The following is a 3,399-nucleotide window of genomic DNA, read 5'->3' on the forward strand; positions in this document are numbered from 1 at the left end:
TTGGGTTGCCGTCGGCAACGACCTGCGGGTGATGTTCAGCATGCGCTTCGAGAACCTGGACCTGGCCAGGCCGTTCGTCGACGCCACCCCGATGACGCGCTCCCCGCAACCGTTGGACCTCCCCGCGATCGCCGACGCCGCGCGCGAGTACTACGGCATCCACAACCCGCTGTACGTACGACTCTGGACCGCCGACGCCGGCCTCGACGGCACCGCCCCCGACCGCCGGTTCCTCGCCGCCCCGATCGGCGAGCTGCAGCCGTACGACGTACCGCCCGGCCTCACGCTCCGCCTGGCGAAGAGCGTCGACCACTACGACGACGCCCGCCGCGCGTACGCCGCCGTCGACGCCGAACACCCGCACCACGTGCGGGAGGCGACCCTCCAGGACCTCGACGACCTGCAGGAGTCCGCCGACGACGGCCTCCTGTACGACGTCCTGGTGAACGACGACTGGGCCGGGTACGCCGCCGCGATCATCAAGCCCGACGACGCCCTCGGCCTGCCCGCGTACGTGGTCCGCGAACTGGTCCTCGCCCCCGAATATCGCGGCCAGGGCTACGGCCGGCACCTGAGCGCGCTGCTCGCCCAGTCCCTCCCCGACCCCACCCGCATCCTGATCGGCACCATCCACGCCGCCAACCACGGCGCCCGCACCGCCGCCCTCGCCTCCGGCCGCCACGACATCGGCGGCTGGCTCCAACTCCCGCTGTGACCGAGCTGCTCGGTCAGGCCTGAGCGAGTCGCTCCGTCGGCTGGCCGGTCAGGTTGGCGATGAACTCGAAGTCCTTGTCCAGATGCAGAAGGACCAGTCCGGTCTGTTCAGCGGTTGCCGCAATCAGCAGGTCCGCCAGCGAAGGCGCCCGATGCTGGCCCGCCGAGGCGAGCTGCGACTGCACGACGACGGCGCGACGCTCGGCCGCGGGGGTTAGGTTCTCCACCGGCATCGGTGCGACAGGGGGCTGCTGGAGGAGTTCGCGGTGCTCGTCCGCGGATCGGGCCGAGTATCCGACCTCGAGCAAGGTCATGGTGGTGACGTGCACAAGTCCGCGGTTGATGCGGTTCGACCAATCTTCCCAGTCGGGCGCGGTACTGAGGCGAACCAGCGCCGACTTGTCGATCAGCCAGCGCCGTGAGTCGAGGGTTGGCGTCATGACCAGGCCTGGCGCATGACATCAGGGTCCTCCAAGTCGCGAGCCAGCTCCGAGAACCGCCGGAGATCTGCAAAAGTCACGGTAGCCCCTGAGCGCGCGGCCTCTTGGCTGAGCTGCCGGCGCAGGTATTCGCTCCTGGACAGACCCTGGCCGGCTGCTCGCTGGTCGATCACGGCAAGCACGTCGTCCGGCACGTCACGAATGAGTACGTCGCTCACGGCTGTCTCCCTTCCTCTGATATCCAACGATATCCGACGTCAGGCGGAGTCGGGGCGGAAGTCGGTGGCGTGGTCTTCGGCCCATTGGGTGAAGGTGCGGGCGGGGTGGCCGGTCAGGTCGGGGACTGTGGTGGTGACGGGTTCGGGGTGGTCGACGAGGGACGCCCAGTACTTCACCGAGCTTTCGGCGAGGATCGGGTCGGCGCCCAGGTCGAGCATCGCCTGGCGGGCCTCGGCGTCGGTCAGGGCCTCGACGCGCATCGGTTTGCCGATCGTACGGGCGATGGTCGCGATCTGCTCGGTCTGCGTGACGACCTCGGGCCCGGTGATCTCGTACGTGCGGCCGATGTGGTGATCGCCGAGCAGGGTGAGTACGGCGACCGCGGCGATGTCGCGCTCGTGGATCATCGAGCGGCCCGCCTCGGGGGACGCGACCCGGACCACGTCGCCGGTACGGAACTCGTCGGCCCAGCCCTGCGCGTTGACGGCGAAACCGCTCGGACGGACGTAGGTCCGGTCCTTGTCGCGGAGCAGTTGCTCGACGTCGCCCCACACGTTGCCGGGCGACGCGTTCAGCGAGGACAGGTAGACGACGCGCCGCGGGAGTTCCGGGATCACCGCGGCGGCCCCGTCGGCGCTGAACGACGGCCAGAGCAGGAACGCCGCGTCCGCCCCGTCCGCGGCCCGTCGTACGGCGGCCGGGTCGGTGATGTCGCCCTGGATCAGCTCGACGCCGGACGGGAGCGCGGCGCGTTCCGGCGTACGGACGAGCGCCCGGACGGAGACGCCCGCGGCGAGCAGTCCGTCGACGACGTGCCGCCCGACACGGCCGGTGGCTCCGGTGACCAGGATTGTTCTCATGACCCCCACCCTCGGACCTCAACGCTAGTTGAGGTCAAGTTCGACGCACTAGGCTGGCGTTCATGCTGGAGTTCGTGGTGCGGGTGGTGGGCGTGCTGGTCGCCTTCCTGGTGGCGCCTTTGCTGGTCGGGCAGGCCGAGCACAAGGTGATGGCGCACATGCAGTCACGGCTCGGCCCGATGTATGCCGGTGGGTTCCACGGCTGGGCGCAGCTGGTCGCGGACGGCGTGAAGTTCGTCCAGAAGGAGAGCGTGGTCCCGGCCGCCGCGGACAAGCGGGTGTTCGAGTGGGCGCCGGTGGTCGCGATCCTGCCGTACCTCGCCGCGCTCGCCGCGATCCCGCTGGCGCCGGGCATCGTCGGCGCGGACCTCGACTCCGGGCTGTTCTTCGTGCTCGCGGTGATGAGCATCGGCGTACTGGGTTCGCTGATGGCGGGCTGGGGGAGCGGGAACAAGTACAGCCTGCTCGGCGGGCTCCGGGTTGCGGCGCAGCTGATGAGCTACGAGCTGCCGTTCGTGCTGTCCGCCGCGAGCGTCGCGGTCGCGGCGGGATCGCTGAGTCTGTCCGGCATCGCGCACGCGTGGAACCCGTGGTGGTTGCTGTGGCAACTGCCCGGCATGATCGTGTTCTTCATCGCCGGTCTCGCCGAGTTGCAGCGGCCGCCGTTCGACATGCCGGTCGCGGACTCCGAGGTGATCTTCGGGCCGTACACGGAGTACACCGGGCTCCGGTTCGCGATGTTCCTGCTCGCCGAGTACGCCGGCATCGTCGTACTGGCGGCGCTCACCACCGTGCTGTTCCTCGGCGGCTGGAGCGGTCCGGGGCCCGAGTCGATCGGGTGGATCTGGACGCTGCTGAAGGTCGCGCTCGTGTCCGTCGTGGTGATCTGGGTGCGGGTCTCGTTCCCGCGGATGCGCGCGGACCAGCTGCAGAAGCTCGCGTGGCAGGGCCTGGTCCCGGTAGCCCTGTTCCAGCTGGCCCTGACGGGTGTCGGCGTCATCCTGTTCTGAACGGGTCGGAAATTCCTGTCGATCCAGGGTGAGGCCGTTCGTGTAGGTGACGAGAAGGAGGAGACATGAACCAGTACGTGCTCAGCATCTACCAGCCCGACGGCCCGCCGCCCGCACCCGAGATCCTCGACCCGATCATGCGCGACCTCGAAGCCC

Annotated in this window: 5 protein-coding genes; 2 read left to right on the forward strand and 3 right to left on the reverse strand. The window is 69.4% G+C overall.

The window, feature by feature from the left end:
• Positions 1-715 (forward strand): GNAT family N-acetyltransferase (locus tag VFF46_RS02045; protein ID WP_325035251.1); only part of this gene is annotated, 715 nt, incomplete at its 5' end.
• Positions 716-728: 13 nt separating this feature from the next.
• Here VFF46_RS02045 and VFF46_RS02050 read toward each other — a convergent pair.
• Genes VFF46_RS02050 through VFF46_RS02060 form a run of 3 tightly spaced genes read right to left on the reverse strand, consistent with a single transcriptional unit; the run spans position 729 to position 2,233 of the window.
• Positions 729-1,154 (reverse strand): PIN domain nuclease, encoded by a 426-nt coding sequence (locus VFF46_RS02050; protein WP_325035252.1) that lies wholly within the window; start codon positions 1,152-1,154, stop codon positions 729-731.
• Positions 1,151-1,372 carry a ribbon-helix-helix protein, CopG family gene (locus VFF46_RS02055; protein ID WP_325035253.1) on the reverse strand — a complete coding sequence of 74 codons (222 nt, stop codon included), beginning with the start codon at positions 1,370-1,372 and terminating at the stop codon, positions 1,151-1,153. Before VFF46_RS02055 ends, VFF46_RS02050 begins: the two co-directional genes overlap by 4 nt.
• 39 nt (positions 1,373-1,411) lie before the next feature.
• The gene (locus VFF46_RS02060; RefSeq protein WP_325035254.1) at positions 1,412-2,233 is read right to left on the reverse strand and encodes an SDR family oxidoreductase; all 822 of its coding nucleotides are present in this window, start codon (positions 2,231-2,233) and stop codon (positions 1,412-1,414) included.
• A 62-nt stretch (positions 2,234-2,295) separates the two neighbouring features.
• On the opposite strand from VFF46_RS02060, the gene VFF46_RS02065 reads away from it, so the two are divergent.
• Positions 2,296-3,243: a complex I subunit 1 family protein gene (locus tag VFF46_RS02065; protein ID WP_325035255.1), complete on the forward strand. Its 948-nt coding sequence runs from the start codon at positions 2,296-2,298 to the stop codon at positions 3,241-3,243.
• Positions 3,244-3,399 lie beyond the last annotated feature (156 nt).

Origin of the sequence: Kribbella sp. (assembly GCF_035655035.1) — a bacterium.
Lineage (GTDB): Bacteria > Actinomycetota > Actinomycetes > Propionibacteriales > Kribbellaceae > Kribbella.

Bases quoted from the DNA above. Each gene is read 5' to 3' on its own strand.
- VFF46_RS02050 (WP_325035252.1), bottom strand. From the start codon at position 1,154: ATGACGCCAACCCTCGACTCACGGCGCTGGCTGATCGACAAGTCGGCG.
- VFF46_RS02060 (WP_325035254.1), bottom strand. From the start codon at position 2,233: ATGAGAACAATCCTGGTCACCGGAGCCACCGGCCGTGTCGGGCGGCAC.
- VFF46_RS02065 (WP_325035255.1), top strand. From the start codon at position 2,296: ATGCTGGAGTTCGTGGTGCGGGTGGTGGGCGTGCTGGTCGCCTTCCTG.